Annotated in this window: 22 protein-coding genes; 2 read left to right on the forward strand and 20 right to left on the reverse strand. The window is 37.3% G+C overall.

Going from position 1 to position 26,855, the window contains the following annotated elements:
* Nucleotides 1–239 precede the first annotated feature (239 nt).
* A complete protein-coding gene (gene mfd, locus RAO94_02755) occupies nucleotides 240–3,629 on the reverse strand; it encodes a transcription-repair coupling factor (GenBank protein MDP8321253.1) in 3,390 nt (1,129 codons plus the stop codon).
* Nucleotides 3,630–4,002: 373 nt separating this feature from the next.
* Here mfd and smpB point away from each other — a divergent pair, with 373 nt between their 5' ends.
* Nucleotides 4,003–4,476 (forward strand): SsrA-binding protein SmpB, encoded by a 474-nt coding sequence (gene smpB, locus RAO94_02760; GenBank protein MDP8321254.1) that lies wholly within the window; start codon nucleotides 4,003–4,005, stop codon nucleotides 4,474–4,476.
* 8 nt (nucleotides 4,477–4,484) lie between these two features.
* Here the strand turns inward: smpB and RAO94_02765 are convergent, their stop codons facing one another.
* The 18 genes from RAO94_02765 to RAO94_02850 form a co-directional block, all read right to left on the reverse strand.
* Nucleotides 4,485–5,111: a hypothetical protein gene (locus RAO94_02765; GenBank protein ID MDP8321255.1), complete on the reverse strand. Its 627-nt coding sequence runs from the start codon at nucleotides 5,109–5,111 to the stop codon at nucleotides 4,485–4,487.
* Between the two features lie 62 nt (nucleotides 5,112–5,173).
* Nucleotides 5,174–6,472, reverse strand: a complete 1,299-nt coding sequence (gene eno, locus RAO94_02770) for a phosphopyruvate hydratase (GenBank protein ID MDP8321256.1) — start codon at nucleotides 6,470–6,472, stop codon at nucleotides 5,174–5,176.
* 44 nt (nucleotides 6,473–6,516) lie between these two features.
* Nucleotides 6,517–7,461 (reverse strand): SPFH domain-containing protein, encoded by a 945-nt coding sequence (locus tag RAO94_02775; protein MDP8321257.1) that lies wholly within the window; start codon nucleotides 7,459–7,461, stop codon nucleotides 6,517–6,519.
* A complete protein-coding gene (locus RAO94_02780) occupies nucleotides 7,458–7,901 on the reverse strand; it encodes an NfeD family protein (GenBank protein MDP8321258.1) in 444 nt (147 codons plus the stop codon). Before RAO94_02780 ends, RAO94_02775 begins: the two co-directional genes overlap by 4 nt.
* 26 nt (nucleotides 7,902–7,927) lie before the next feature.
* Nucleotides 7,928–8,857, reverse strand: coding sequence for a hypothetical protein (locus tag RAO94_02785; protein ID MDP8321259.1), 930 nt, complete (start codon nucleotides 8,855–8,857; stop codon nucleotides 7,928–7,930).
* Nucleotides 8,858–8,859: 2 nt separating this feature from the next.
* The gene (recN, locus tag RAO94_02790; protein ID MDP8321260.1) at nucleotides 8,860–10,551 is read right to left on the reverse strand and encodes a DNA repair protein RecN; all 1,692 of its coding nucleotides are present in this window, start codon (nucleotides 10,549–10,551) and stop codon (nucleotides 8,860–8,862) included.
* Entirely contained in the window at nucleotides 10,551–11,396 is an 846-nt protein-coding gene (locus RAO94_02795) for an NAD(+)/NADH kinase (protein MDP8321261.1), read from the reverse strand. Before RAO94_02795 ends, recN begins: the two co-directional genes overlap by 1 nt.
* Nucleotides 11,389–12,468, reverse strand: a complete 1,080-nt coding sequence (rsgA, locus tag RAO94_02800; protein MDP8321262.1) for a ribosome small subunit-dependent GTPase A — start codon at nucleotides 12,466–12,468, stop codon at nucleotides 11,389–11,391. Before rsgA ends, RAO94_02795 begins: the two co-directional genes overlap by 8 nt.
* Nucleotides 12,452–13,219, reverse strand: coding sequence for a DUF116 domain-containing protein (locus RAO94_02805; protein MDP8321263.1), 768 nt, complete (start codon nucleotides 13,217–13,219; stop codon nucleotides 12,452–12,454). Before RAO94_02805 ends, rsgA begins: the two co-directional genes overlap by 17 nt.
* Nucleotides 13,206–14,165 carry a methionyl-tRNA formyltransferase gene (gene fmt / locus RAO94_02810; GenBank protein MDP8321264.1) on the reverse strand — a complete coding sequence of 320 codons (960 nt, stop codon included), beginning with the start codon at nucleotides 14,163–14,165 and terminating at the stop codon, nucleotides 13,206–13,208. The genes RAO94_02805 and fmt overlap by 14 nt, the downstream gene beginning before the upstream one ends.
* Entirely contained in the window at nucleotides 14,152–14,724 is a 573-nt protein-coding gene (gene def / locus RAO94_02815; GenBank protein ID MDP8321265.1) for a peptide deformylase, read from the reverse strand. Before def ends, fmt begins: the two co-directional genes overlap by 14 nt.
* On the reverse strand, nucleotides 14,711–15,070 hold the full coding sequence (gene yajC, locus RAO94_02820; protein MDP8321266.1) for a preprotein translocase subunit YajC: 360 nt from the start codon (nucleotides 15,068–15,070) through the stop codon (nucleotides 14,711–14,713). The genes def and yajC overlap by 14 nt, the downstream gene beginning before the upstream one ends.
* Before the next feature lie 13 nt (nucleotides 15,071–15,083).
* Entirely contained in the window at nucleotides 15,084–15,551 is a 468-nt protein-coding gene (locus RAO94_02825) for a phosphatidylglycerophosphatase A (GenBank protein MDP8321267.1), read from the reverse strand.
* Nucleotides 15,551–16,813 carry a peptidylprolyl isomerase gene (locus RAO94_02830; GenBank protein ID MDP8321268.1) on the reverse strand — a complete coding sequence of 421 codons (1,263 nt, stop codon included), beginning with the start codon at nucleotides 16,811–16,813 and terminating at the stop codon, nucleotides 15,551–15,553. Before RAO94_02830 ends, RAO94_02825 begins: the two co-directional genes overlap by 1 nt.
* Nucleotides 16,810–17,634: a peptidylprolyl isomerase gene (locus RAO94_02835; protein ID MDP8321269.1), complete on the reverse strand. Its 825-nt coding sequence runs from the start codon at nucleotides 17,632–17,634 to the stop codon at nucleotides 16,810–16,812. The genes RAO94_02830 and RAO94_02835 overlap by 4 nt, the downstream gene beginning before the upstream one ends.
* The gene (locus RAO94_02840; GenBank protein ID MDP8321270.1) at nucleotides 17,635–18,936 is read right to left on the reverse strand and encodes a hypothetical protein; all 1,302 of its coding nucleotides are present in this window, start codon (nucleotides 18,934–18,936) and stop codon (nucleotides 17,635–17,637) included.
* A gap of 257 nt (nucleotides 18,937–19,193) precedes the next feature.
* Nucleotides 19,194–20,540 (reverse strand): chromosomal replication initiator protein DnaA, encoded by a 1,347-nt coding sequence (gene dnaA / locus RAO94_02845; GenBank protein MDP8321271.1) that lies wholly within the window; start codon nucleotides 20,538–20,540, stop codon nucleotides 19,194–19,196.
* Nucleotides 20,541–21,199: 659 nt separating this feature from the next.
* Nucleotides 21,200–21,940, reverse strand: a complete 741-nt coding sequence (locus RAO94_02850) for a thioesterase (protein MDP8321272.1) — start codon at nucleotides 21,938–21,940, stop codon at nucleotides 21,200–21,202.
* Nucleotides 21,941–22,086: 146 nt separating this feature from the next.
* Between RAO94_02850 and RAO94_02855 the strand changes: the two genes are divergently transcribed.
* Nucleotides 22,087–23,547 carry a FlgD immunoglobulin-like domain containing protein gene (locus RAO94_02855; GenBank protein MDP8321273.1) on the forward strand — a complete coding sequence of 487 codons (1,461 nt, stop codon included), beginning with the start codon at nucleotides 22,087–22,089 and terminating at the stop codon, nucleotides 23,545–23,547.
* A 206-nt stretch (nucleotides 23,548–23,753) separates the two neighbouring features.
* On the opposite strand, the gene RAO94_02860 is transcribed toward RAO94_02855, so the two are convergent.
* Nucleotides 23,754–26,597, reverse strand: a complete 2,844-nt coding sequence (locus tag RAO94_02860; protein MDP8321274.1) for a T9SS type A sorting domain-containing protein — start codon at nucleotides 26,595–26,597, stop codon at nucleotides 23,754–23,756.
* Between the last annotated feature and the right edge of the window lie 258 nt (nucleotides 26,598–26,855).

The raw sequence follows: 26,855 nt of genomic DNA on the forward strand, positions 1-26,855 counted from the left end.
TGTCTTTATCCTTTATGACAAAATTTTCTGCTTTACCACGGACACGTGGTTGAGATCATGCAATCTCAAATGCATAACTGCTATTTAATATCTTTTTTTAACATTCTGTTTAACATCGATCTGATGTCAAAATTACAGGGATAGAAACTATTAACCCCATATCTTGTCAAACACTTTAAAACTAATCTTTTACAGAATATCATCTTAACAGATTATCAGACTATTTGACTTCCGAAAACTCAGCTAAAGAAACTAACTATTTCTGAAGCAACATCCAGCACGTTTTTGTTACTTTTACTCAAATCAAAAGTTATCTTAAGATCATGTATCGTCTCAAACTTGACTGGATAGTTCACCTTGCTTATCAACCTGGTAAGCAACTCTCTTCCGGGCAGATTATTTGCCGGAAATTCCAGCTCAATCATATTGCTTTTTATCTTGCATTTCTTTAAGCGGGTTTGCGAAACCTTCCAGCGAAGCAGATAAAAATCCAATGCTCTTTGCACTACCTCGGGTACCTCACCAAACCTGTCCCTCAATTCACCTGGTAATTCTTCAAATTCTTCTTTGGAGTTGAAAGCATTTATTCTCCGGTAAATATCCAGACGCACCTGCTCATCTTCGATATATTCCTTGGGCAGATAAAAATCTTCTGTAACAGAAATATCTTGCTTTTCCTCTAATTCTTCTTCTTCCCATTCGATCTTCCCTTTTCCCTGTGAAATACTCTCAACCGCGTTTTCCAGTAATCGATTATAATAATTAAAGCCTATAGAATTGATCGCTCCGCTTTGCTTAGTACCCAGCATTGCCCCTGCACCTCTGATCTCCAGATCCTTCATTGCTATCTGATAACCACTACCCAGAGATTCATATTCTGTAAGGGTTTCCAGTCTTTTCCGCGCAATATCTGTCATCCTGCTGGGAATGATCAAATAGGCATAAGCCCGGCGATTGCTCCTGCCCACTCTACCACGTATCTGATAAAGCTGTGCCAGTCCGAAAGTATCCGCCCGATTCACGATTATGGTATTTACGTTGGGAATATCAAGCCCTGATTCAATGATCGTCGATGCCAATAGAACATCAAATTTATGCTCCGAAAAATCAAGCATTATAGCTTCTAGCTGCTTTTCCGGCATCTGCCCATGGCCTATCCCAAAACTTACATGAGGCAAAAGATTTCGCAGTTTCTCTGCCATGCTGTCAATTGTCTGCACTCGATTATGGACAAAAAATATCTGACCACCACGATCTATCTCACGGTTTAAGGCATCTTTGATAACTTCCTCATCAAAGGGAACCACCACTGTCCTAATGGGAAGCCGTGCTTTGGGAGATGTGCGAATTAATGACATCTCTTTCAGCTTACTGAGTGACATGCTCAAAGTTCGCGGGATTGGTGTGGCACTCATATAAAGCGTATCCACATCTGATTTTAATTGACGCAGCTTTTCCTTATGCCGTACTCCAAATCTGTGCTCTTCATCGATTATCAAAAGACCCAGTTTTTTGAATCTGATATCCTTCGAAAGTAACCTGTGCGTCCCGATCACGATATCTATTTTACCCTCATAAATATCAACCAGATCCTTGCCTATCATAGCTTTACTGCGAAATCTGCTTAACATGGTTATTCGCATGGGATACTGTGCCAGTCTTTCCTTGAAAGTATTATAATGCTGTTCCACCAGCAGGGTTGTAGGTGCCAGAATTGCCACCTGATATCCGCTCATCACTGCTTTAAATGAAGCACGTATTGCCACTTCCGTCTTACCGTATCCCACATCTCCACACAGAAGACGCTCCATAGGTTTATCTTTTTCCATATCTCGCTTGATCTCATTCGTGGACTGCAATTGATCCGGCGTGATCTCATAGATAAATGAATCCTCCATTTCCTGCTGCCAGACGCTGTCTTTATCAAAACTGATGCCCTTTCTGACCTGCCTTTCTGCATAAAGCTGGATAAGATCTTCTGCCAGTAGCTCAATATGCTTCTTTGCCCGTTTCTTTGCCAGCTCCCACATCTTGCCACCCAGTTTATGGATAGTGGGTGTGGAGCCTTCTTCTCCTACGAACTTGGATACCCGGTTCAATTGAAATGTAGGCACATATACAACATCATTTTCAGCATAGCCGATCGTCAGGCAATCAATGGTCGATCCCCCAGAGGGCATCTTGCGTAATCCTTTATATATCCCTACCCCATAATCAATATGAACTATATAATCCCCTGGCTTTAAGGCTTCATAATCCACCAGAGCCTGCTCTCGATTGAATCTTGCACTTCTGGTGCGCTGTCGGTAACGCGCAAATATCTCATGATCGGTATATATCGCCAGCCTGGCATCAGGCAGGATAAATCCCTTCTGAAATACCCCTATCTGAAAATGAAGCTTGCCTTCCAGATTATCAAGAAGATCACTCATCCGCTTGCTCTGGCTTTTATTATCACTTTGAATTATTATCCGGTAACCTTCATCAAGTTTCTCAATTAATTCCTGCTCCAGACTTTCCAGATTTCCCTGCTGACTTATTTGGCTGGATACAGGCACTTCCACCTGGATATTTATCCGCTTGAATTCCTGATAACTGTTACTTAAAAAATAGTGTGAAAACCTTTGGAATAATCGCTGAATATAGCTTCTGCTGTAAAACAGATCCTCAGGCTCAGGCAATTCATCCTGATGTTTTTTTTCCCTGGCCTTCAAATATAACTGCTGAGTTTCATCCTGGATCTCACGATATGTTGCACTGAAAAACTGATATTCGTCCCAGAAAAATATGGTTGATTCCTCAGAAAAATAATCAGCAAATCCACTCGTTTTCTTTAGTAAAAGACTTATGTCCTGCTCAATCCCCTCATAAAACCCTTGCTCGTGGATCCGTTCCCAAAGCCTGTCACTGGCACTGATATCATGAAGTGAAAATTCCCGTGAAGGGATCAGAGTTATTTCTTCTATCTCCTTACCAATTGAGCGCTGGCTGCTAATACTGAAATATCGCATGGATTCTATCTCATTACCAAAATATTCTATCCTGACCGGATTGGGTAAATTAGGACTGAATATATCAATGATACCTCCCCGGCGTGCTAATTGCCCCACTTTGGTCACCTGAAATTCATTTTTATATCCCATTCCCACCAGCTCGGATATTAAATGATCAGGATTTTTGGTCTCCAATATCTTCAACTTTATCACATAACGAGAAAATACTTCTGCCGGCACGATCTTACGCAATAATGACCGGATTGATACCGTATAAATTGCCGGAGCAGCAGTAAATGCTCTGCTTAAGGTGCGAATACGCTCAGCCCGGATTGTATAATGCGGAGAGCGTTGCTCGTAAGCAAGCGTTTCGTAATCAGGCAGCATATACACATTTTCTTTTCCTGCTAATAGTTGCAGATCATCCATAAAATCTTCTGCAAGTTTGTCATCTGCGCACACTAATATGATATTTTTGCCTGTCTCAAAATACGCTCTGCTAAGTAGCAGTGCTTTCACTGTCCGGTTCAAATGATGAAACAGATTGCCTCGCACATCTTCCTGCAGGATACTCCCAAAATTCCTAAAAAAGGCTGATTTATCCAGATCATGCTTGATCAGATCATAATATTGCATTAACTTCTCCTGATTTTTAACTAAGCACCAATAGCCGGTAAATCTCCCTGACAGGGACTCACCGGTAACCTGTTACAAAAACTTCTTCCCTAGTCATTTGTGTCAACCTTACTCACTAAATTCCAAGTTTCTACCTTTTACCCCTTGCATTGATCTGGTATTAAGGAAAAACAACAAAGCACGTAGTGACATTAAAATGTGAGTACGTGCTTTGTTGTTCTGGCTACTGACCAGGATATATGTGAAAGTTATATATCACAATGATTTAGAGAGAATGTTGCATTTTTGGTGGGTGACAGAAAATTGTTTCCTTTACATTTTTAACTATATTTGAGTTCTTAGTGGTTGAGAATATATTGTAGAGGAAATTAGCGTGGCAGAAAAACAGGATATCAGAATAAAGGAATTTAAGAATCGCAAGGCAGCACATAATTATTACTTTGTGCAGGAAATCGAAGCTGGAATAGTACTAATGGGAACAGAGATCAAGTCTTTGCGGGAAGGCAAACTAAGTTTTAAGGATTGCTATGCTGCAATTGATGATGGAGAGGTGTGGCTGTATAATCTGCACATCAGTCCCTATTCACATGGAGGATACGCTAATCATGACCCGGAACGCAAACGTAAGCTGCTGCTTAACCGTAGAGAGATAAATAAACTGCGAACAAAAATAGATGAACTGGGGATGACCTTGATACCTAAGAACCTGTATATAAACGGCATGGGAAAAGTAAAACTCACCTTGTGTCTGGCGAAAGGAAAAAGACTCTACGATAAGCGTGAAGTGATGCAGGAAAAGACCATTAAACGTGAAAATGAACGCACCATGAAGAATCTTAAACTCTGACGTATTCCCTATTCAATATTTATCTCATATAGATCATCAAGATATAGGATAGTATTTGAGTTTCCATAATAATAATTTGTACTGTCCTGCATAACTACCCGGAAAGTATAATAAAATATGTCCTCAGGCTCTTCAGCTATTTCCAGAGAATATTGCAGACGCTTATATATTGAATCACCTGGACTAATATTTTCAGCTTCAGAAATCGGAATTTGAATACCCTGATAACTTTTTGTGTAATATGCAGCTATAACGTCCTGTTCATTGTTATTATAAATCCTTAAGCAGGCATAATTGGGATCACAATATACATTGGTAGTTTCACCACCATTGATCGTGACCTCTGTGCTCGGGACAGTTGTTTGCTGTTCTTCATTATAAATAGCAAAAGTTTCACCATCGATTTCCAGAAGATAGGTTTTTGAGGGAGTGTTTATAAAATCAGAACCGGCATCAAGAGAAACTGATTTAGAATTTGGTTGAGTGACATCTGAGCTGCCTTCAATAGTGTAATCATTACCTTTGACATTAAAATATATCTCATGACCGGTGCGGTTAATCACCTTTAATTTTCCATCACTGGAACAGGCAAACAGCAGACTCGAAACAGCCAGCAACACTATTAATTTATACATAATAACCTCCAGAAAAAATATCCCTGTCCAAAGACAGGGATATAATATCAACCTGAGATAGCTTAGTATCCCAGATATGTTTTATTTCCAAATTTAGCTACACCCTGCAGTTCATCTTCGATGCGCAGTAATCTATTATACTTGGCAATTCTTTCTGAACGGCAAAGCGAACCAGTTTTTATCTGTCCGGCATTAACGGCAACAGCCAGGTCAGCAATGAAATCATCACTGGTTTCACCGCTTCTGTGTGAAATTACCACATTATACTTATTCTCACGGGCAAGTTCAATAGCATCAAGAGTTTCCGTTAAAGTACCAATCTGATTAAGCTTGATCAGGATTGCATTTGCTGCCTCAGCATGAATACCTTTACTAAGTCTTTCGGTATTAGTTACAAACAGATCATCACCCACTATCTGGATTTTGTCACCAAGCCTTTTATTCAATTCTTTCCAGCCTTCCCAGTCGTCCTGAGCTAAGCCATCCTCTATAGAAATGATCTCTGGGAATTCTTTCACAAGCTTCACATAGTAATTGACCATTTGCTTTGATGTTTTCTTTGGCTTTCCTCTTTCTCCAGATAACTCATAAAGCCCAGTTTTATCATCATAAAATTCAGATGCAGCAGGATCCATTGTGAAAAATACATCTTTTCCTGGTTTGTAACCAGCTTTTTCTACAGCTTCTCTCATAAGCAACAGTGGTTCTCTATTAGATTTCAAATTAGGAGCAAACCCGCCTTCATCACCTACACCAGTGGAAAGAGGTGGTTTTTTTGATCTAAGAATTTCTTTTAAAGCCACGAATATCTCAGAATTCATTTGGATAGCCTCAGCAAAACTCTTTGCTCCATAGGGTGCTATCATATATTCCTGCATATCCACATTGTTATCTGCATGAGATCCACCATTGATCACATTTGACATGGGACAAGGCAGCATTTTGGCATTTGTGCCGCCAATATACTGATAAAGTGGTATTTCAAGTTCTTCTGCTGCAGCACGTGCACATGCCAGTGACGCGCCTAAAATAGCATTAGCTCCCAGATTGCTTTTGTTTGGTGTACCATCAAGCTCGATCATCATATGATCTATCAAAGCCTGTTCTGTTACATCAAAACCAATCAATTCTGGAGCTATCTTATTATTCACATTATCTACCGCTTTTAATACACCAAATCCGTTGTATCTTTTCATATCATCATCTCTTAATTCGAGAGCTTCATAAATACCCTTGGAAGCTCCACTGGGTACTGCTGCTCTGCCAACGATACCCGTATCAAGAAATACCTCTACTTCGATAGTTGGTTTGCCTCTGGAATCGAGAATTTCTCTTCCAAATACGCCAATAATTTCTGACATCAATTTCTCCTTAAAATAATTTGGGGATTTTTTCCCCTGATAGTTTATGTTACTGTTTTATTGAAAAGTTGTTTTATAGTTTCCAGTGAACCTAGAATAGCTGATGATTCATAAGGAACCACAACCGTCTTATCGTTCTTCTGGACTATGTTATTAAAAGCACTAATATACTTCATAGCCAACATATACTGAGCCGGGTCTGTCTTTGTGGTTTGGACAATGTTCATGATCTTTTGGATAGCTTCGGCTTCTGCCTGGGCAACCAAAATTTTTGATTGTGCTTCACCTTGAGCGCGGGCGATTTTGGCTTCTTTATCACCTTCAGCTATCAGAACCTGTGATCTTTTTTCACCTTCGGCTTCCAGAATACGTGCTCTTCTATTTCTTTCTGCCCGCATCTGTTTTTCCATGGCATTCCGAATGTCATCGGGCGGATTAATATCCTGCAATTCCACGCGATTAACCTTTACACCCCATTTATCAGTTGCTTCATCTAAGATAATGCGAAGTTTGGTATTAATAGTATCACGAGAGGTGAGTGTTTTATCCAGTTCCAGTTCACCAATCACGTTACGTAAAGTAGTTTGAGTGAGTTTTTCGATAGCATCTGGCAGGTTGTGCACTTCGTATAATGCTTTGTATGGATCAGTGATCTGGAAATAGAGAACGGCATTAATTTCTATAGTCACATTATCAGCAGTGATCACATTTTGACGTGGGAAATCATAGACAGTTTCGCGCAGATCAATTCTGCTTTCATATTTTGTTACCACAAAATTTCTGCCTTTAAGGTCAGTGCGCACATAGCGCCAGTTAATGTTTCTTGATTTATCGATAATGGGCCAGATAATATGCAATCCAGGGCCTAAAGAGCGGCTGTATTTACCTAATCTTTCCAGAACCATCACTTCAGCCTGCTTCACAACTACTATTCCCTTTGCAAGAAAGAAAATTACGAATACAGCAATAATTATTAGTAAAACTGTCATGCTTCCTCCTCAAAAATTTTAACTATTAGTTTATTACCATCAATATTTTTAACCACTATTTTTTGGTTAACTTCGATCATTGTTTCATCCTGGCTGATTGCCGACCATGTTTCGCCACCGATTTTCACATACCCTTTTCCTGCTTCTGGTATCTGTTCAGTCACAAATCCTTTCTTTCCCATCAGAGCATCTACATTTGTAGGAATTGTTTCTTTTGTCAGCTTCACACTTAGCTTTCTGAGATTTAGAAATAGAATAATTGAGATCACAATAAAAACAACCAGCTGCGCCCACAAGGGAATATGCGTGAGAGTGATTAATCCTGTGATTATTGCTCCCAGTCCAAAACTCAGGAATAAGAACCCGGGAGTGAATATTTCTATGATCATGCATATCACTCCAATGGCTATCCAGATCATCCAAGGGTCTGTAAAATTCATAATTCCTCCTTAAAATAATAAATATACTATTCTTTGGTCACTTTCTGTTTAATAATATTACCATTCTCGTCTTTGTAGATCTTTTTCACCTTCTTAGGTCTCCGATAGTAATACTTGCTTTTATAAGAATTTCCACCATAACTGTAGCCACCTGATGACGAACGGGATGTTTTTATTCCCAGCATCCGCATCAGTTTAAATATCATCAGGAAAAAATAATTCCCTATTATCAAAAGTAATATTGAGATAATCAAAAATATTAAAAAATAAATAAGGAAATTCTTTACCATATTCATTCTTCTACTTCTGAGAGTAACCTGCTGCGATGCATCCTGATAAATTGTAGCAACATAAACAAGTTTATTGTTAACCAGATTCTTGAAGATTTTCTGCTGGTTTCTTAAGCTATCTATCTCTAACTGAATATTTGTGAGATTTTCATTGTATTTACTGATCCTGTCTTCTGTAAGCAGCACTGCATTATCTATCTTGTTTTCCAGGGTGCGTTTAACTCTTTCCTTGTTCTCTATGTGATCTTCAATATTGATTTTAAATTTCTCCGGGTCAGCAGTTTCCAGAAATTCTTGATTAAGCTTCTCCAAACCCCGCAATTTTGTCATCACCTGATCAGAAAGAGAATCCGGAAAATCAAATACTGACACATAGTAGTTTCTTGTATCATTGGCATATAAAGGGTTTATATCATAATCTGCATATATCTTCTGGAGAGAGTTATTAAAATTTTTTAGATTCGATGTGGTATAGTTTAACTGGATTTTTGTATCATTCCCAGCATTTTTGAAAGCTTTTTCAGCCCTTTCATCATCAATTTTACTAATAGAAATCCTGGTCTCGAAGATATTTTGAATACCAGATAATTTGGCTGCAAAATATACCGTAACTGCTATTATAACAATAACTACTATATATTTAGAGCTCTTTCTTAGTCTGAACATTATTATTTTCCCGCCTTTTTTAGCAATTCACCGGCATGATCCAAAGCAAGATTTGAATCTGAACCGGAAAGCATCCGTGCTATCTCTGGCACTTTATTTTTATTGTCCAGTTTTTTCACTGTAATATGGGAAATATTCTGCTCAGACTGCTTTTCAATCAGGAAATGCGCGTCAGAAAATGCCGCTATCTGTGCCAGATGTGTAATACAGATAACCTGATGATGATGGGCAATTGTATTTATATATTCACCGGTATATTCTGCTGTTTTACCACCAATCCCTGTATCTATTTCATCAAAAATAATTGATTTGGAGAATAAATACTCAGCAAGCAGCTTTTTTACTGCTAATAGAAATCTTGATAACTCACCGCCAGAGGCAGCTATTTTCAGTGGTTGCAGGTCAATTCCCAGGTTTGCTGTAAAATATATCTCCACCAGATCCTTGCCTGTTGAATTCAGACTATGAAAATAATCTTCCTTTTCCTTAGTCAAATCTTTAAATCTCAATTCAACTTTACCATCTGGAATTGCCAGAAGAGCGATATTTTCCTGCAGAAGTCTGGCAAATTGCCTTGCTGTCTTTTTCCGTTTCTCTGATAATTTTTCAGCACTTTTCTTTAATGATTCCAGGCTGATAGACAGTTCCTTCTTAAGATTGCTGATCTTATCCTGGTCCGAGCTATAGTTCTCGATGAATTCTTTGATCTCATTTCTGTAACCTAATATATCTTCCAGAGAACGATTATATTTCATTTTAAGTGAATTTAAAAAATCAAGTCTCTGGGTAACATCTTCCAATCTTTGAGGTTCAAGGTCAATACTGCTTTTCAATTCCAGAAGCTCGTCATTTACTGCTTCCAGATTTGCCAGACAGTCACGTAGAATTGAGCTGGAATTCTTGATATTCACACTATCTTTTTCATAAGAAATTAATCTGGAGAGGAAATAATTTATCTTGTCAAACAGTGATTTTTCATCTTCAAAACAATCCTGGGTATAGCTTTCCTGCAATTCCAGTAATTCCTCTGAATGAACCAGCAGATTTAATTCTTCCCCTAACTTTACATCCTCGTCTGCCAGGATATCTGCATTTTCTATCTCTTCCTGTTGATATGAATAAAGATCAAATTTATCTCTGTTTTCTTTTTCCTGATTGATCAGTTTTTGATATTGTTTCAGGTTAGATGCATGTATCTGGAATTTGTTCTGAAAGTCAGATATTTCATTTTCATGCCTGCCGAAAGCGTCTAATATTTCCAATTGATAATCATTATTGAATAACTTCTGTTGATCTCGCTGGCTGTGAAAATCAATCAGAGCATCTTTGAATTTTCTAACTACTGCATTGGTTGATCTTATCCCATTTAAATATGTTTTTGCTTTTAAAGCGGGACTGATAATTTTAGTGAAAAATATTTCTCCTTCTTCACAATCCAGTTCATATTCATTGATAAGACTCATTAATAAATGATTATTTTTTTTAACAGTTAAGCAAATCACAATTTCTGCAGGTCTATCTTCCTGAAACACCATCCCTGCTCTGAGATTTCCACCTAAAACTGTGTTAATTGCTTCTACTATTACAGATTTTCCTGCTCCCGTCTCTCCAGAAAATATATTCAATCCTGATGTTAACTCAATTTCAAGCTCTTTCACAAGAATATAATTGGATATTCTGATTGATTTCAGCATTATCTTTTTCCCATATGCATTTTTGTTCTTAGTGTCTTGAAAAATGTCCGATTGGAGAACTTGATAAAATCGACTTTCTGCTGAGCTGAGGTAATTGTTATCCTGTCTCCAGCATATAACTGAGCTCGATTTTGACCATCCAGCTGCAGCAAGCTCGTTTCAGACTCTTCATTAATCACAAATGAAATATTGCTGCTGGCGGGAAATACTATCGGTCGCACAGTAAGTACATGAGGAGTAATAGGAACCACCACAATTGCATTCATAACCGGAGATATTATAGGACCTCCAGCAGAAAGGGAATATGCTGTGGAACCAGTAGGAGAAGCTGCAATTATCCCGTCACATCGGGTGGAAAACACATATCGTCTGTCATCATAAACTTTGAGATTAATTAGCTTTGGCTTGTCTCCTTTGGAAATCACAGCATCATTAAGCGCCAGATCATTGATTATCTTTTTATCTTTGCCTTTGATCGTAATTTTCAGCATCATTCTGGAGAGAATTTTATATTTTCCTTTTTTGAGCTCTTTAATAGATTTTTCCAGCTCCTCTATAGAAATTTCAGATAGAAATCCCAGATGACCAAGATTGATCCCCATAATTGGAACCCGATATAATAAAGCATATTTCACAGCTCTTAATATGGTTCCATCTCCACCAAACACCAGAATGCAATCGATTTCATTTTTTTGAGCAAGCAATGGAAAATACTTCTCATATTCCTTTTGCTCTTCCAGAATATAAAAATTAAGGGTATTATTCTCTTTGATTTCCTGAAGCTTCTGGCAGGTATTATCAAATTTATCATCATACAAATTAAAATAGAGCAGAAAATTATTCATAATTAACTCCGGTAAATGAATCCATTATTCTCAAATAAGAATTATACCTCTCCTGATCATATTCGCCCTCTTCGACAGCATTTTTTACTGCACAATCAATTTCATGGGTATGCGTACAATTCTGAAATTTACATTTCTCTCCGATCTCTGCCATCCCTGGAAAGACGTATTTTATCTCATCTTTGGATTCCTCATGCAAAGTTAATGTTTTAATGCCAGGTGTGTCAATCAGATTCCCTCCAAATTTCCATTTGAATATCTTGCTGCGGGTAGTGGTGTGAGTGCCTTTGCCTGTTATTTCGCTGGTGGTAGATACTTTCAGATTTAATCCTGGCTGCAAAATATTGATCAATGAAGATTTTCCCACTCCTGAATGCCCCACGAACACACTGTCTTTATCTTTCAAGACTGATCTCAATTCTTCCTTCCCAACACCTTCCAGGGCTGAGCAAAATATCAGTTCAATCCCCTGTTTCAGGTAAAATTCTGCCTCCGCTTTGATTTCTGCCAGATCCTCTGCCAGATCAATCTTATTTATACATATTACTGGTGTGATTGATTCCAGGCGCGCAGCACATATCAACCTGTCAACAATCCCAAAATTTAACTCAGGATTATGACATGAGGTCATGATGATCACATTATCAATATTAGCAGCTATTAAGATCTCTTTCTGGAAATTATCTTCTGTATACCTTATCAGAGTATTTTTGCGTTCACAAATTTCTTCTATCCTGTTTTCTCCGGAAATATCAACCTTCACCCAGTCCCCTACTGCAACAATATTCCTTGAATTTAGTCTCAAATGTTTCAGTCTCCCGCTGATTGGACAGATAAGTCGGTTATTTTTCCATTCCACCAAACATTTATAATTTGAAAATATTTCAATAACTCTTCCAGTTTCCAGGTTAAGATCAGATTTCTGGCTTTTAATTCCCTTCTTAAAAAGCTTCTTTTCTGCTTTCCTCTCATGGATCACTTCTTCATCAATAAAATCATCCAAATCAGATATTTCTGTATTAGTGATGCTGATATCCTGTCTTTTGAATTTCTTTCTATCTCTTTTCTTCATATATACTTTTCTCAAGAGTATCAGAAAGCTTTTCCAGATCGACTCTGGTATTGAAGCAGGGTCCCTCTGGACGAATATTGAGAATTCCATAAACCGGCAAAGGAAATACATCCTGAATACCGCTTACAAGGTCACGATCACAAGCCACAGCTACGATAAATTTCGGCTTGAATTTGAGAACTATTCTCCTGGCTAAAGTTCCTCCATTTGCTATTGCAATAGAAACTTTATATTTTTCAGCAATATAGATCAAATCCCCAATATCACATTTCCCGCATCTTCTGCAATTAAATATATCATTGCTTAAACGGATTTTGCATTCATTATTCTGCAGACAATGAGGTAGCAGGATCAGTATTTCATTAGGACGAAATCGCTGCTTGATCGCTTTTATGAAACTATTATTAACATGAATATAAGATTCTCTTATTTTCTCACGGCTGAATCCAGTCAAACTCCCTAAAAATAGCGTGATTGGATACATTATTATGTTATAAAGATTTACAGCAAATTTTGCTATCAAAAAATTCTTCTCAAAAATACTTGTGAGCATCACGCTGCCTGTTCCTATCATCAGAACTATAAAAAATAGTCTCAATAAGGTCAGAGATATTGGTCTTAGTATCTCATAAATATCTTCCAGACGTGGAGCAATGAACCACCAGAGCATAGTTGTGAGTCCCATTAATAGAAAAAGTGAACTTAGAGATAATATCAAAAATAGATATTTCTTTCTACTATTCACTTCCATTAGTTTCTCCAAATCTTTCCCCATTCTCTATTCTGGCACCCAAATTGAAATCATAAGCGTACATTATTTTTTTTCCGGCCGGCTGTAGATATTTAATTAATAAATCCTCATCTCCAGTTGCCACTAATATTCCACTGCTTTTTATCACTTCAATTATTGTTCCGGGAGTAATATTACTTTTCTTACCAGTTAGTCTGGTAGAAATTATTTTTAACTGTTTATTTCTGAATTCTGTTGATGCCCCTGGTTTCTCTGCTAAAGCTCTAACCTGATTATAGATATATCTTGCCTTTTCAGCCCAGTTTATGTGAAAATCTTCCTTATTCAGTTTCCAGCAAATAGTTGCTTTACTCTCATCCTGAATCCTCTTTTTCACTTCTCCATTTTCAAACTGGTGAATTAGTTTTATCAGGTCTTCAGCACCTGCAATTGCTAACTTTTCAAGCAATTTTGTGTAATTATCCTCTTCCTTGATAGTATATATGGACTGATATAACATAGGACCAGCATCCATTTTTGCCACAAGCCTAAATATTGTCACTCCGGTTTCCTGATCACCAGTCCATAAACTGGCATTTACTGGACTTGCTCCCCGCCAGAGTGGTAATAATGATGGATGAATATTAATTGCTCCCAGTTTTGGGAGTTTTCTAAGAGTTCTGCCAATATATCCACCATAAGCAGCAGTAATTATCAGATCAGGATTCAATTCTTTGATAAATTCCAATGTTTCCTGATCATTGATATTCTCTGGCTGAATCACCGGGATACTCAGTTCCAATGCTCTCTGTTTGATCACTGGAGCTGTTAACCTTCTTTTTCTTCCCTGTGGTTTGTCTGGCTGAGTAACGCATAATAATGGTTTATAACCTTTCTCTGTTAATTGCTGTAATGCAGGAACAGCAAACTGAGGGGTGCCCATGAAAATTATCTTATTGATCTTCATGCTGTTTTTGTTTTATATTTACTCCCTCTTCATTAGTTGTGCTTTTTAATTCTTTGATTTTCCTGGCAAATCTTACTCGCTGCAGGGGAGGTATCTTATCAATAAAAAGAATTCCATCCAGATGATCATTTTCATGCTGCAGGCTGCGAGCAAAAAAACCTTCTGCTTCATATCGTACTGGTTCAAAATTCTCATTCAATCCTTCTATCACTACTCTCTCAGCTCTGGTTACCTTACCCCATATCTCCGGCAGACTCAAGCATCCCTCTTCTTCTTCTTCTTCACCACTGAACTCCACGAAATGTGGATTGATTAGAACCAGAGGATTTTTTTGATGACCTTCTCGATACCAGTAAGGATCTACTACAAATATACGCAGTGATCTTCCCACTTGAGGTGCTGCAAGACCCACTCCATCATCTTCATACATCGTCAGCGTCAGATCTTTGATGAACTTCCTGATTTCATCTGTTAATTCTGCTACTTCATCTGCCTTCCGACGCAATACCTTATCACCAATTATCCTGATTGGTAATACTTCAGAATCAACTAACTGCATTTTTTTCCTTATCACCTGCTATCACACCGGCAATGGCACTTTTTTGTATTTCAATTTTTGTATTGGTAGCATCATCAATTTTGAGAACTACAATATTTTTCTCTTTTTTGATATTAACTACTTTGCCATATATACCACCTGTTGTGATCACTTTATCCTGGATCTTCAGCTCATTTAGCATATGCTCCGTCTCTTTTTGACGTTTTCTTTGTGGTCTGATTATTAAAAACCATAAGATCACAAACATGAAAATAAAGGGTATGAACTGCATAAACGGGTTCCCCTGAGCAGCTTCTCCTGTTCCGGATGTTGCTGCTGAAGTTGCCATCAGTAAATTTAAAATCATTTTTTCTCCTTTTTTATAATATAAATATTATTATTAGTCTTGCTATTAAATTTGAATAAACACCTGCCATTAGATCATCAGCCATCACTCCAGCACCCCCTGGCAGCTTCTGAAGCATATTTACAGGTTCAATCTTAAATATATCAAATATCCTGAATAAAACAAATATTATTAATCCTGTTATAATGCCTTTTGGCAAAAACGCCACTCCCAGCATATAACCCAGGAATTCATCCATTACTATTTTTCCATTGTCATGTCCCAGATATCGCTCTGCCCTTGTGATAATTGGCACTGATATTATGGATATTAATAATAATACTCCCAGAAAAATAAAATTAGATTCAGTACCTTTAAAAATACTATCCGGTAAAAACAGATATACGATAAATGCAAGTAAAGTTCCCATTGTTCCAGGCATTTTGGGAAAATAACCGCAACCCAGACAAGTGGAATATGCTACAGAAAACTTTATCTTCATTACAAATAGATCTCTATATAAATAGTCTTCTTCAAATTCTCTATCATCTTATTATACAGTTCCAATTGTTTTTTCCCAAAAACCTGGTCTTTTAATTGATCATAGAGTTCTTCATAAGTATATGGTCTGGCTTCCACTTTTGCCAGTTTTCCAAAGATATATAGATTATCTCCTTCCTCTATCACATCTGTGATTTCTCCATAATCAAGGCTCTGTAAATATGAACTGAATAATTCAGGATAATTTTCTGGAGGATATTCTCCAATAATTCCTCCATTAGCTGCTGAAGAATCGTCCTGGGAATACTCTCGTGCTAATGTAGTGAAATCCTCTCCATTTATTATCCTCTCATGAATATCATCTGCTAGTGTTCGTATCCTTGTCTTATCTTCTGGTGAAGCCTCCAGAGTCTTCAGGATATGACTTATCTTTATTTGATCATCCTTCTTTTCCTGCATCAGGATCAAATGATAACCAAACTGGGTTTCTACCAGATCACTGATTTCACCTACCTCAAGTTTAAAGGCAGCATCTTCAAATGGTTTCACCATCAAGCCACGTTCTATCCAACCTAAATCTCCTCCACTGGGTGCGCTGGAACAATCACTATATTCCTTGGCGAGTTCTGCAAAATCCGCTCCCTTATTCAATTTATTCTTGATATCATATATTTCACGCTTTAATTCCTCTTTAGTTTCTTTACTTGGCTCCATTTTTAGTAATATCATTCCTAATCTATCAGTTTCTTTCCTGATGGGAATATCTGCCAGATTCTCTTGATAAAATTCTTCTATCTCGGCATCAGTTACATGTATTTGGCTCGTAATTTCCTTTGATATCACATTTTCCCTTAATTTCTGCTCTCTGATCAGATCCTCATAATAATCTTTTAGTTCCGTAATTGTTAATCCTGTCTCCGCTTTTAACTGTTGTCGAAATTCCAGCTCATTTTCAAACTGTAACTTCAATGACTCCAATTCCTGCTCTGCCATTTTTTTAATTGTATATTCATCGATTTCTATATCACTTTCTTTGGCTTTTATCAATATTAATTCAGATTCTATCATCTCATCCAAAATTGATTCAAGAGTAAAATTCTCTTCCGACATCCCCGAAGCTATCATCTGCTGATATCTCTTATCCAGTTCTGATTGCAGGATCACTTCTCTGCCTACTTTTGCCACTATTCTTTCTACTGTCTCTCCCTGGATCATAAAACATAGTGATAATAATATCAATAAAAATATGCTGATCTTTCTCATAATTCGCTGTCTCCATTACCTAAATAGTTAATTTCTATATCAAAATTCATCCTGATCTCTTTCATTAGCTCCTCATATTTTTTGTCTTTTTTCTCTTGCAATAGTCGCTCACGTAAACTATCCTGAAGCTCTGCATAGTTCTTTTCAATCGTTGCCTCCTGCTTCTCATACCACCTCAGTAAATAGAATTTATTCTCTATATTCACTGATTTCCACCGGTATTGCTCCAAATCATCCAATGTATTCCAGATAATCTCATTTACGTCTCCTTTGGAAGTAAATCCCATATATCCACCACCAGTGCCTTCTCTGGTTTCTGAATACTTCTCAGCTACGTCTTTGAACTTCTTTCCTTCTTTTAATTCTGCCACAGCGGATTGAAATATTGAATCTGATGATATCACTATCCGCTGATATTTATATTCTTTTACTTTTTTAAGATATTCTCGCTTATGAAGCTGATAATAACTAAATAATTCTTCCTCTGTTATCTTGATCGCATTCATTTGACTGGCTATCACCGTATTTGCCTTGATCTTTTTTACCGCACTTTCTATCCTACCTCTGATAACCAGTTGCTCTGATAATTTTTCATTATCACATTTTTGTGCTAATGCGGTCAAATTAACCCATTTTTGGATATGTTCCTCTTTAGCATCCCAGTTCATATTTTCCCAGGTTGCATCATCAAAAGAAGCTCTAAAATCCTCATAACTTAATGTTTCATTATTTACTTTTGCCAGGTATTCTTCTTCTTCTTTCGCTTCCCTGGTACATCCCATCAAAAGCAATACCACGGCTAATAATACCAGTATTTTCATTTATGGCTCCAATGGTAAACTGAAATATATCTCCAGATAAGGTCCTTTGCTCACATCCTCTGCTGAACTATAAAATTTCACGTAAGAAAAATCTCGATTCTCACGCAATGATCTAATCACTAATCCAATACCTTCATTATCATCATGATCTGTAGTTATTGCCTGAATTTCTGATGTTACATCAATCTTAAATATCTTGTCTTCTCCAATAGTATCCAGACTATCCTGTGTGGTTACTACTCCTGATATCAGATTATAATCATCTTTATACATCGGAATTTCATTATCAACCGCTGGTACTTCAGAGATTAATAATGCAGGTTGAGTATAGATATAGCTGTTGCTTCCGAAATAATCTTCTTTGGCATGAAGCACAAGATATGCTTTGTTTATCGTCATATTGTTGTATTGATAACTATCTATAATAGTATTACTTAGCGTATCAGCAAAATCTGAACTATCCAGTGATATCTCCATATACATTTTCACGGGACTGATATTACGCAGCATTAATTCGTCCTCATTAACTTCATAATATTCCAGAGCTGTATTATCATCAAGTTGGCTGTAAAGCGTTGCATCATTGATTGTGATGCTTTCCCAATCTACATATTCTGAATCCTCAATAGCAAGCTTATAACTGAATCTCAAACGAGGCTGTATATTACTGTCACTGGTTTTAGAAAAATATTCAATAAAATCTCTTCTTTCTGTATCTGGATTTTGACGCTTAAAATATAACCCGTAATTAGAAGCTAAACTATCTACTTCATATACGTCTTCATTCAAAGTATAAAAAAGCTCCATCGGTAATAAAATATCCAGAGTGTCATAAGCACTATATTCTCCAGAAAATTCATATACACCATATTCCTCTGTAAAGGGATCTACCCAGTCAGAAGTGTCTGTGCAGGTTTTATATGTTATTTCATCTTCATCCCAAAGCTGATTGATCCTGCCATATTCATAAGTATTAGTTTCACTATTAGTCTGTTTGCTGATAACCAGGCTTAATTTTATCTCGTTATCAGTTATTTCTGCCAGTGTATCTGGTAAATCGCCCACATGCAATAAAAGCATTGTATCGTATTGTTCTCTATTTCCAATAGTCAATACTGAAGAATTAACATAATTATTTACACTGTCTTCAAAACTGTAAACATTACTGATATTTTCTGTGCCGATTTCGATGTACTGTGGTTCTCCCACTGGATTATATCCTACTGGATTATCTTTTTTGACTGTACACCCTGTAAGTAATACTGCTGTCATAATTATCATGATTCCCCAGATTCTCTTCATATTTACTCCTATTAATATATTATAATATCTACAGTAGTAGTAGTAGATATTGTGGATTAGTGGAAAAATACCTTTTTGATCCGGCTAATCCGCTTCATATCCACTATTTCACCACATTATTTATTTGTGGATATTAAGTGGTTATCTCTATCATTTTATCCACCGTTATCCACATTTTTTTATCTGAATACCATTTTTTAGACTTATCAACATTTATCAACATATATTATTGTGGATATGTGAATAACTTTAAAAAACTAATTTCTCATCTCGTCCATCAATTGCTCTACCTGCTGTTTAACTTCCACATTATCAGTCATTTGCGTCTTAATTGACTTGATGGCATGGATCACAGTAGTATGGTCTTTTAAGCGATAATAATTTGCTATTTCTTTCAATGATAATGATGGAATAAACAGATTTGATAAATACATCGCTATCTGACGCGGAAAAGCCACTTCACGCTTGCGGGTTTTCATGAATAATACATCATTCCTGAGATTGTAAATATTGCATACACGCTTTCGCACCAGGTCTAATGTTACCCGTGAGCTGCCATTTGTAAACATATCTCCTAATATGTTTTTGATCAGATCAATGCTGATCTCTTCAGTCTTGATCCCCTTATACCCTATCCAGGCTTGTATTTTCACCAGTGATCCTTCCAGTGCCCGTACATTGGAAGATATATTCTCAGCTATATATTGTAATACACTTTCATTTAGGTTGATATTATCACGCTCTGCTTTCTTCTTTAAGATTGCTACTCGAGTCTCAAAATCTGGTTGCTTAAGATCCGTGAGTAAACCCCATTCAAATCGGGAAATAAGTCGTTGCTCTAATTCAGGTATATCTCGTGGTAAGCGATCACTGGTTAAAATTATCTGCTTGCCATTCTCATATAAAGCATTAAAAGTATGAAAAAATTCTTCCTGAGTTCCTTCCCGCTTGGACAAAAACTGGATGTCATCGATCAGAAGTACATCAAAATAGCGATACTTGTTGCGGAACTTATCCATTTTATTGCTTCTGATACCCTCTATCATATTATTTGTAAATTGCTCTGTTGTGATATAAAAAACCTTCTTATCCTCATGAAGATCCATCACCATGTGTCCGATTGCCTGCATTAAATGTGTTTTCCCCATCCCGGAATTACCATAGATAAATAATGGATTATATGTAGTTCCCGGAGATTCTGCTACAGCCTCTGCTGCTGAACAGGCAAATCGATTATTCGCTCCTATCACAAAATCCTTGAATTTATAATTTTTATTTAATTGAGGATAATTATCATCATTAGACGTCTGTTTTGACACCACCTGCACAAGCTCTGGATTTTCCATCTCCGCATAACTGGCATTATTGATGAATTTCACTCCATATTTCTGATCAAATAATGTATTGCAGATCTCCGTTATTATTGTACTATAATTCTTATTCAAATATTGTGCTATAAATTGCGTCGGAACATGCACAGTGATTTTACTGTCATCAAAATTTAATAATTTTGTTTCTTGAAACCACGTCCGGTAAGTTTGCTCATTTACATGTTCCTGTAATACCCCTAAAACTTGACTCCAAACATTTTCTCTTCTTTGCATTTTTGACTTCGTCCTCTTATTTATCCACATATAATTTTATATAAATATATTCATAACCGCATATATTCCAAGCAGATATATTATTATAGATACTTATCCACCCTCTTCCTGATTTTGTGTGGATAACTTTTCCATTCTCCCTACTCAAACGTCAATTTGAGTATTTTTTTTTTCGTGTCAAGTGAAGAAAAATTTATTACTTTTGAATAGTTTCATCCATAACAAGGTTAGCAATTATCATTAATATAATGAGTTATAACTCTTGATCACCGTTGACTGCCACCCTTGATAAATGCTTTAACTATTCTTGTATATTACTTTATAACTTATTTTTCTGTGAAATTCATCTTCTTTCACTTAGCAATATTTTAAGTTTTATAATGCTCTGCTTAAATTTAATATTTTTACACGATTAACCTATGTACAATCATCATATTTCTGATTGTTAAGGAAAGGTTAATTTTTTTTTTAAATTCCTCAATTTTTCCTCTCTTCAATGATCTAATACTTTATCACTTATTTACTGAAAATTTATATTTATTTGTATTTATATATTTTTTCAAACTATATAATAATCATATCTAACCAGTCAACTAAATTGCATGCTTAAAACTATTAATAATATTAAGTTGAGATTGATATAAAACATTCTCAACTCATCAGTTTTTATCCTGTTTCCATTCCAGTCTCAAAAGAAAAAGTTCCTTATCATCTCTTTTTACATTATGCTCAAAGATCAGGTTTTCCTTTTGATATGTAACTATAGTCAGATCATCTCCAAAATTTGCTTCCAAGGCAAATTGCTGCTCAATCCTGTGAAGCCGGTGATCATTATAAAATTCCAGAGAATAGCTATTCAGGCACCACTGCGGATAGCAGGAATTATTTACGTGGTAATTTACATCAATATCAGTCAGGTTTACCCGTGTTTCTGCTATTGAATCTGCTTCGCAGGCAGCTTTCATCTTTTCTTTTATCTTCTCAGGAAAAAGTATCGGCATATCAATATTATAATTGTTTTGATAATATTTTGATGTCCGCACCGGTCGTCTTGTTAATAGATCTATCACCAGCCAGGAGGTGGATACCTTTCCCAGTATTTCCTCTCCTATGTATATCTCAAATTCCCGATAACAAAATAGCTTATCCGCTTGTGAGGGCCACGTTTTGATCGATATAGTATCTCCCCAGGATGCCCATTTGTCCATTTCTATATATTGCTTATATAATACCCAGGTCAGATTATTCTCTTTCATTTTCTCATAGCCCAGTTCCATATCCTCAGAATTCAGCCAGGCTGTCTCCTGCAAAAATCTGGTTAATACTGGAAGACTTAGTTTGCCCTTCAGATCACAATCATAAGAATGGATCTTATACTCATCTATCCGCCCAAATTTCATAAACACCTCATCTTTTTCTATTAAGGTCTAATTTTCATAAATAACCAAATAAGTCAATAATCTAAAATTGTATCTGCCTAAAAATATATCTTGACTTATATTTAGAACAGGAAAAGTATTTTTTTATCTAATTTCTGGAGGAATAAATGAAATACATAGGGCTTATATATATTACTTTCATATTAACATTATCTTTATCGGCTGATTGGTCAATTGATCAGAGAGTATTTAACGAAGATGGTTCAATTGATTATTTTGGGCATTCTGTCTCAATTTCCGAAGATTTTGCTATAGTTGGCTCATACTCAAATGAAGCTTATTTATACCAAAAAACTGATGATCAATGGATCCAGGAACAGATCATCACCCCTTCAGACAGTACAATGTTCTTTGGCTCATCTGTTTTCATAAATGGAGATTACATGATCATTGCTGATGATCAGGGTTATAGTAATTCCTCCGGTTCAGCATATATTTATCACTATGACGGAGAAAACTGGCTGGAAATGGATATAATAACTGCCTTAGGTTCACCAATATGTGACCAGTATGGCAATTCCGCAGGTATTTCGCAGGATGGTGAATACGCTGTTGTGGGTGCTCCTAATGATGACGAAAATGCTGAATCTGCCGGCGCTGCCTATCTTTATCAACGCTCAGAATCTGAATGGATACTACTATCTAAAATAATAGCTGATGATGGAGAATTAGGCGAGTCCTTTGGCTGGTCAACTTATATTACCTATAATTTCCTCTTTATTTCTGCTTCGCATGATGATGATAATGGTGATGATTCCGGTTCCATCTATATTTATGAAAATAATGGTACCCAATGGTTATTTCACTCCAAACTGATCGCCTCCCATGATACCTCATCAGATAAGTTTGGCTATTCAATTTCTGTAAGCGATAATTTATTAATTGCTGGAACTTACTGTTATGATCAGGGCGAAGCCTTCATCTTTAATTATGATGGCTCAGCCTGGAATGAAGAAGCTATATTAACTGCCAGTGATGGCTTCTATTATGATCACTTTGGTTGCTCAGTTTCAATTTCTGGTGATTATGCCGTTATTGGTGCCTGTGATCGTCCAGATGTTGCCTGTTCAGCTTCTGCCTACTTCTTCAACAGACAGAATGCAGAATGGGTTGAGCAAAATAAGATCATCAATGAAAACTGGGGTGGTTTCGGCTGTGCAGTTTCACTCTCTGGAACTAATGCCATAGTTGGCTCAGAATATGATTATACTACAGAAGATTACATAGGTGCTGCTTATCTAATTTCTTATAATGCCACTTCATCAAACCCGGAATCTATCACTGATCCGATCTGCAATATGATCAATAATTTCCCCAATCCCTTCAATCCCTCCACCACGATATCTTTCTCACTACAAAATGATGCCAATATAGATATCACCATCTTCAACCTTAAAGGACAAATAATCAAAACCTTAGCCCACGAAAACTTTTCAAAAGGCAGCCACTCCCTCTTCTGGAACGGCAAAGATAACTCAGAAACCCCGGTCAGCTCAGGCATCTATTTCTACAAACTAAATATCAATGGCAATACTTCCCTAACAAAAAAAGGCCTCCTGCTGAAATAGTAGTATATATTTGATTGGATGACCAGCAATTTGGTGGTAGTTATTGGTTACTAAGGGTGAACTAGTAGCGTAGTCAGGATTGAATTATGGTGATATTCAGAAATTCACTATGTCCTCTAAGTCCGCTATGTTCATAAAAAAACAGTTTTCCCAGGTCATTCAAAACCCCTGCCCCGATGTTTTCCTGAAGTACCGGAATAAACCTATTATTTCAGCAAGAGTATCTTACTTGTAGCCGTCTGCTTACCTGCCTTGATCCGGCAGAAATATACACCTGTCGCACAAGAGATATTTTGTGAATCTTTCCCATCCCAGACAACAGAATTTATTTTACTTTTTACATTTTCAATTTTCCATTCGCGAATGCGTTGCCCTTTTGTATTGTATATGCTAATCTCTGTGTTCTCTGTGCCCTCTGTGGTAAAAAAAGAAATTGTCGTCTGCGGATTGAAAGGGTTTGGGTAACAACTGATGGAAATAGATGCGGGAGCAAGTTCAATAACATCTGAACCATCATCATAGGGTTCAATATAAGTTCGCAGCATCATGTTGCCATCAGTGATTTCTTCCCAGATATGCTCTTGTCCGGTTGTCATCCAGCTATTTCCAGCAGTATCGGTATCTTTGCCTATCGCAGCCAGGCATGCCATCTCAAAAATTGAAATGAAGAAACATTCACTCGTGGAGTCTGGAATAGAAATATAGGGAATCTCAATCATATTCCAACCTACATGCAGGTTATCCGGTGTTACATTGAATTGACCTAACATTTCGCCTGGAAGCCCGGTACTGCCCTCCAGAATTCTGAATACTAATTGACCAGAATTAAGAGTTTCAATATATATATTTAGATGCGTTAAAATTCTTATATAATTACATGGTGGTGTGAATTTTACTGCCATATACTGGGCAATTCCCACGTTTAATCCTGCTTCGCATGATCCGTCATCATAAGCCAGTTCCATCATTTCATCATCAAATATATAAGCTCTCGCCTCATTGCTGAAAGCTCCATCTAAGCTATCATATATAGCCGTGACCACATAATAATTCCAGGACGCAGCAACAGGATCTTCATCAAGAAAATATGGGGTATCTATCACCTCACAAAACCCAATATTCTGATAATTCATCCCACTTTCAGTTGATCTCCAGACAGTATACCCGTTAATTTCACGTTCACGACTGCCTGCAGTGAATCGGGGTAAAAGGCGGTCTCCACCATCTACATAGGCATGAATATTCCAGTTGTAATTCAAACCTAAACCAGCCATTGATTGCCATGCACCAGGAGATAAGGCAACCCAGTCACCCTTTTCAACGATAGCAGGTCCGGCATCCACACCACAACAAAACTGACCAGCAGTTTGAGTAACTTCATAACCAAGCCAGTATTCTGTTTCACTTTCAATAGTTACTGGAGTATCAAGATCAATAATAACCCAGTCCATACCAGTAGCAGTAAATGTCTGTGAAAGAATTTCTATAGCAGCATTTGGACCTGACCATACATGAAGGATCATGCTTGAAGGTAAATCATTAATATATAATTCAACCTGAGTGATCTCTCCACCAACATAAGGCATCATATCGACTGGATCAAAGCTTGCAGCAGTGTACATAGTTCCACCAATAGAGAGACCAATAGCGTCATCATTAACACCATTATCCCATTGAATCCAACCTTCACTTCCTCCTTCACTGAGGGCATCCCAGCTTAATTCCACCTGATTCTCATCATTTGTCACTGCGATCAGGTTTCTTGGTGCTGGTCCAGAATACATTTCCTGCTGGACAATAAAATCATCTATTCTAAATCCACCGGGAACAACTTCATCAGAAGCATTTGAATGCAGTCCAAAGCGTAACTTCACGTTTCGTCCGGCATAATCAGATATATTGCTGTATTGAGTACTCCAATGCTCAGTAAAGGGCAGCCAGGTTTCTGTATTTCCTGTGAAAACATGGGGTCCCGGATATGAGATCATGAACCAGGTAGACCAGTTCCCTGAAGTTAACTGGAAACTTTTTTCCACAACTAAATAGTCACATTCTGGAAACGTACTGTCATCATCAATCATCACCTTTACATCTACATCCCAGAAGAAATTTCCACCAGCAGGCAAATAGAATTCCGGAGTAGCGATATAATTATCCATCCCCGGCAGGTAAGTATCGGTTTCATCATCAAAACAGCCCATGGCATGAGTGGGACTGGGAGCTTCGCTGTCTTCATAAATATGCCAGAGATTTCCTGTACTGGTTACGCCATATCCGGCAACCATTTCACTATCTCCGGAAGCTCCATCTCCATTGGATTCAAAAATCCCCGTAGAAGTATCAATTGCTATGTCATCAAGCCTGAATCCGAACATACTGGCATCATCTCCCGTATTATAGGCTGGATCTGAGGCAAAGGCAAAACGTATTTTCACACTTTCTCCCGCATAAGCTGCTAAGCTAAACACTGCTTCTGTCCAGTTTACCCACTCCGTAGTGCTGCCCCAGCCGGGAATGCCTTGACCTTCACCAAATTCATAACCATATGAATAAAAACTTTCTGCATTATATTCCGGTGTACCAGACAGAACTGACCAGCTTTCTCCTCCATCGGTTGAGATTCGGATATTCGCGCCATCCCAGGCATCATAAGGAGGGTCTCCCCCAACATCTTCACAGCATAAGCTGAACCAGAAATGCAATTCCGGATTTTCATCTGCCAGCACTAATTCTGGGGTATCTAAAACCAGATAGCGACTATCAGTATAACCACCCAGCTCTTCGTCACCCATCCACCAGGAATTGCCCTCATAAGCTCCGGTCGTACTTAAATGCCAGTATTCTATCCAGTCCGATATTCCGGTCTCATCAAAAGTCTCCCAGTCTTCTGCTCCGTTCTCAAAATCTTCACTAATAATCGTAATAAAATCCCGCGATACATTATACTTACTATGCAGCTGATTTCTTTTTGCCAATTCCAATTCAGTTCCCATCCCGGCAAAAAGAATAACTGAAAGAATTATTACCAGTATTACAACATAAATTTTCATAATAACCTCTCTAAATAGCACAAATACTAACTTTTTTTATCCAAAGCAAGATATCATTATTCTTTGATCTTTTGTCAAATTAATTTTTGCTTGATCCTTCTCAATGTAGGTCAATCGTCCCTGATTGACTGATTTAAAACGAACTTAATCAAGGACGATTAAGCTACAAACAGCACAATTCTCCCCCAGCTAGCAGAAGTTTTGAACGGTACTCCGGGCAAGACTTCTGGCGATCAGTTACTGCCCCCAGCTTGATCC

The sequence above is a fragment of the Candidatus Stygibacter australis genome, from assembly GCA_030765845.1.
GTDB classification, from domain to species: Bacteria; Cloacimonadota; Cloacimonadia; order Cloacimonadales; family TCS61; genus Stygibacter; species Stygibacter australis.

Excerpts from the sequence above, each read along its gene's own strand:
- RAO94_02860 (MDP8321274.1), bottom strand. The coding sequence starts at position 26,597 with ATGAAAATTTATGTTGTAATACTGGTAATAATTCTTTCAGTTATTCTT.
- RAO94_02785 (MDP8321259.1), bottom strand. The coding sequence starts at position 8,857 with ATGTTCAGACTAAGAAAGAGCTCTAAATATATAGTAGTTATTGTTATA.
- RAO94_02835 (MDP8321269.1), bottom strand. The coding sequence starts at position 17,634 with ATGAAAATACTGGTATTATTAGCCGTGGTATTGCTTTTGATGGGATGT.
- fmt (MDP8321264.1), bottom strand. The coding sequence starts at position 14,165 with ATGAAGATCAATAAGATAATTTTCATGGGCACCCCTCAGTTTGCTGTT.
- eno (MDP8321256.1), bottom strand. The coding sequence starts at position 6,472 with ATGTCAGAAATTATTGGCGTATTTGGAAGAGAAATTCTCGATTCCAGA.
- RAO94_02825 (MDP8321267.1), bottom strand. The coding sequence starts at position 15,551 with ATGAAGATAAAGTTTTCTGTAGCATATTCCACTTGTCTGGGTTGCGGT.
- RAO94_02850 (MDP8321272.1), bottom strand. The coding sequence starts at position 21,940 with ATGAAATTTGGGCGGATAGATGAGTATAAGATCCATTCTTATGATTGT.
- recN (MDP8321260.1), bottom strand. The coding sequence starts at position 10,551 with ATGCTGAAATCAATCAGAATATCCAATTATATTCTTGTGAAAGAGCTT.
- RAO94_02765 (MDP8321255.1), bottom strand. The coding sequence starts at position 5,111 with ATGTATAAATTAATAGTGTTGCTGGCTGTTTCGAGTCTGCTGTTTGCC.
- RAO94_02775 (MDP8321257.1), bottom strand. The coding sequence starts at position 7,461 with ATGACAGTTTTACTAATAATTATTGCTGTATTCGTAATTTTCTTTCTT.
- RAO94_02805 (MDP8321263.1), bottom strand. The coding sequence starts at position 13,219 with ATGGAAGTGAATAGTAGAAAGAAATATCTATTTTTGATATTATCTCTA.
- dnaA (MDP8321271.1), bottom strand. The coding sequence starts at position 20,540 with ATGCAAAGAAGAGAAAATGTTTGGAGTCAAGTTTTAGGGGTATTACAG.
- RAO94_02830 (MDP8321268.1), bottom strand. The coding sequence starts at position 16,813 with ATGAGAAAGATCAGCATATTTTTATTGATATTATTATCACTATGTTTT.
- yajC (MDP8321266.1), bottom strand. The coding sequence starts at position 15,070 with ATGATTTTAAATTTACTGATGGCAACTTCAGCAGCAACATCCGGAACA.
- RAO94_02840 (MDP8321270.1), bottom strand. The coding sequence starts at position 18,936 with ATGAAGAGAATCTGGGGAATCATGATAATTATGACAGCAGTATTACTT.
- RAO94_02795 (MDP8321261.1), bottom strand. The coding sequence starts at position 11,396 with ATGAATAATTTTCTGCTCTATTTTAATTTGTATGATGATAAATTTGAT.
- rsgA (MDP8321262.1), bottom strand. The coding sequence starts at position 12,468 with ATGAAGAAAAGAGATAGAAAGAAATTCAAAAGACAGGATATCAGCATC.
- RAO94_02855 (MDP8321273.1), top strand. The coding sequence starts at position 22,087 with ATGAAATACATAGGGCTTATATATATTACTTTCATATTAACATTATCT.
- RAO94_02780 (MDP8321258.1), bottom strand. The coding sequence starts at position 7,901 with ATGAATTTTACAGACCCTTGGATGATCTGGATAGCCATTGGAGTGATA.
- def (MDP8321265.1), bottom strand. The coding sequence starts at position 14,724 with ATGCAGTTAGTTGATTCTGAAGTATTACCAATCAGGATAATTGGTGAT.
- mfd (MDP8321253.1), bottom strand. The coding sequence starts at position 3,629 with ATGCAATATTATGATCTGATCAAGCATGATCTGGATAAATCAGCCTTT.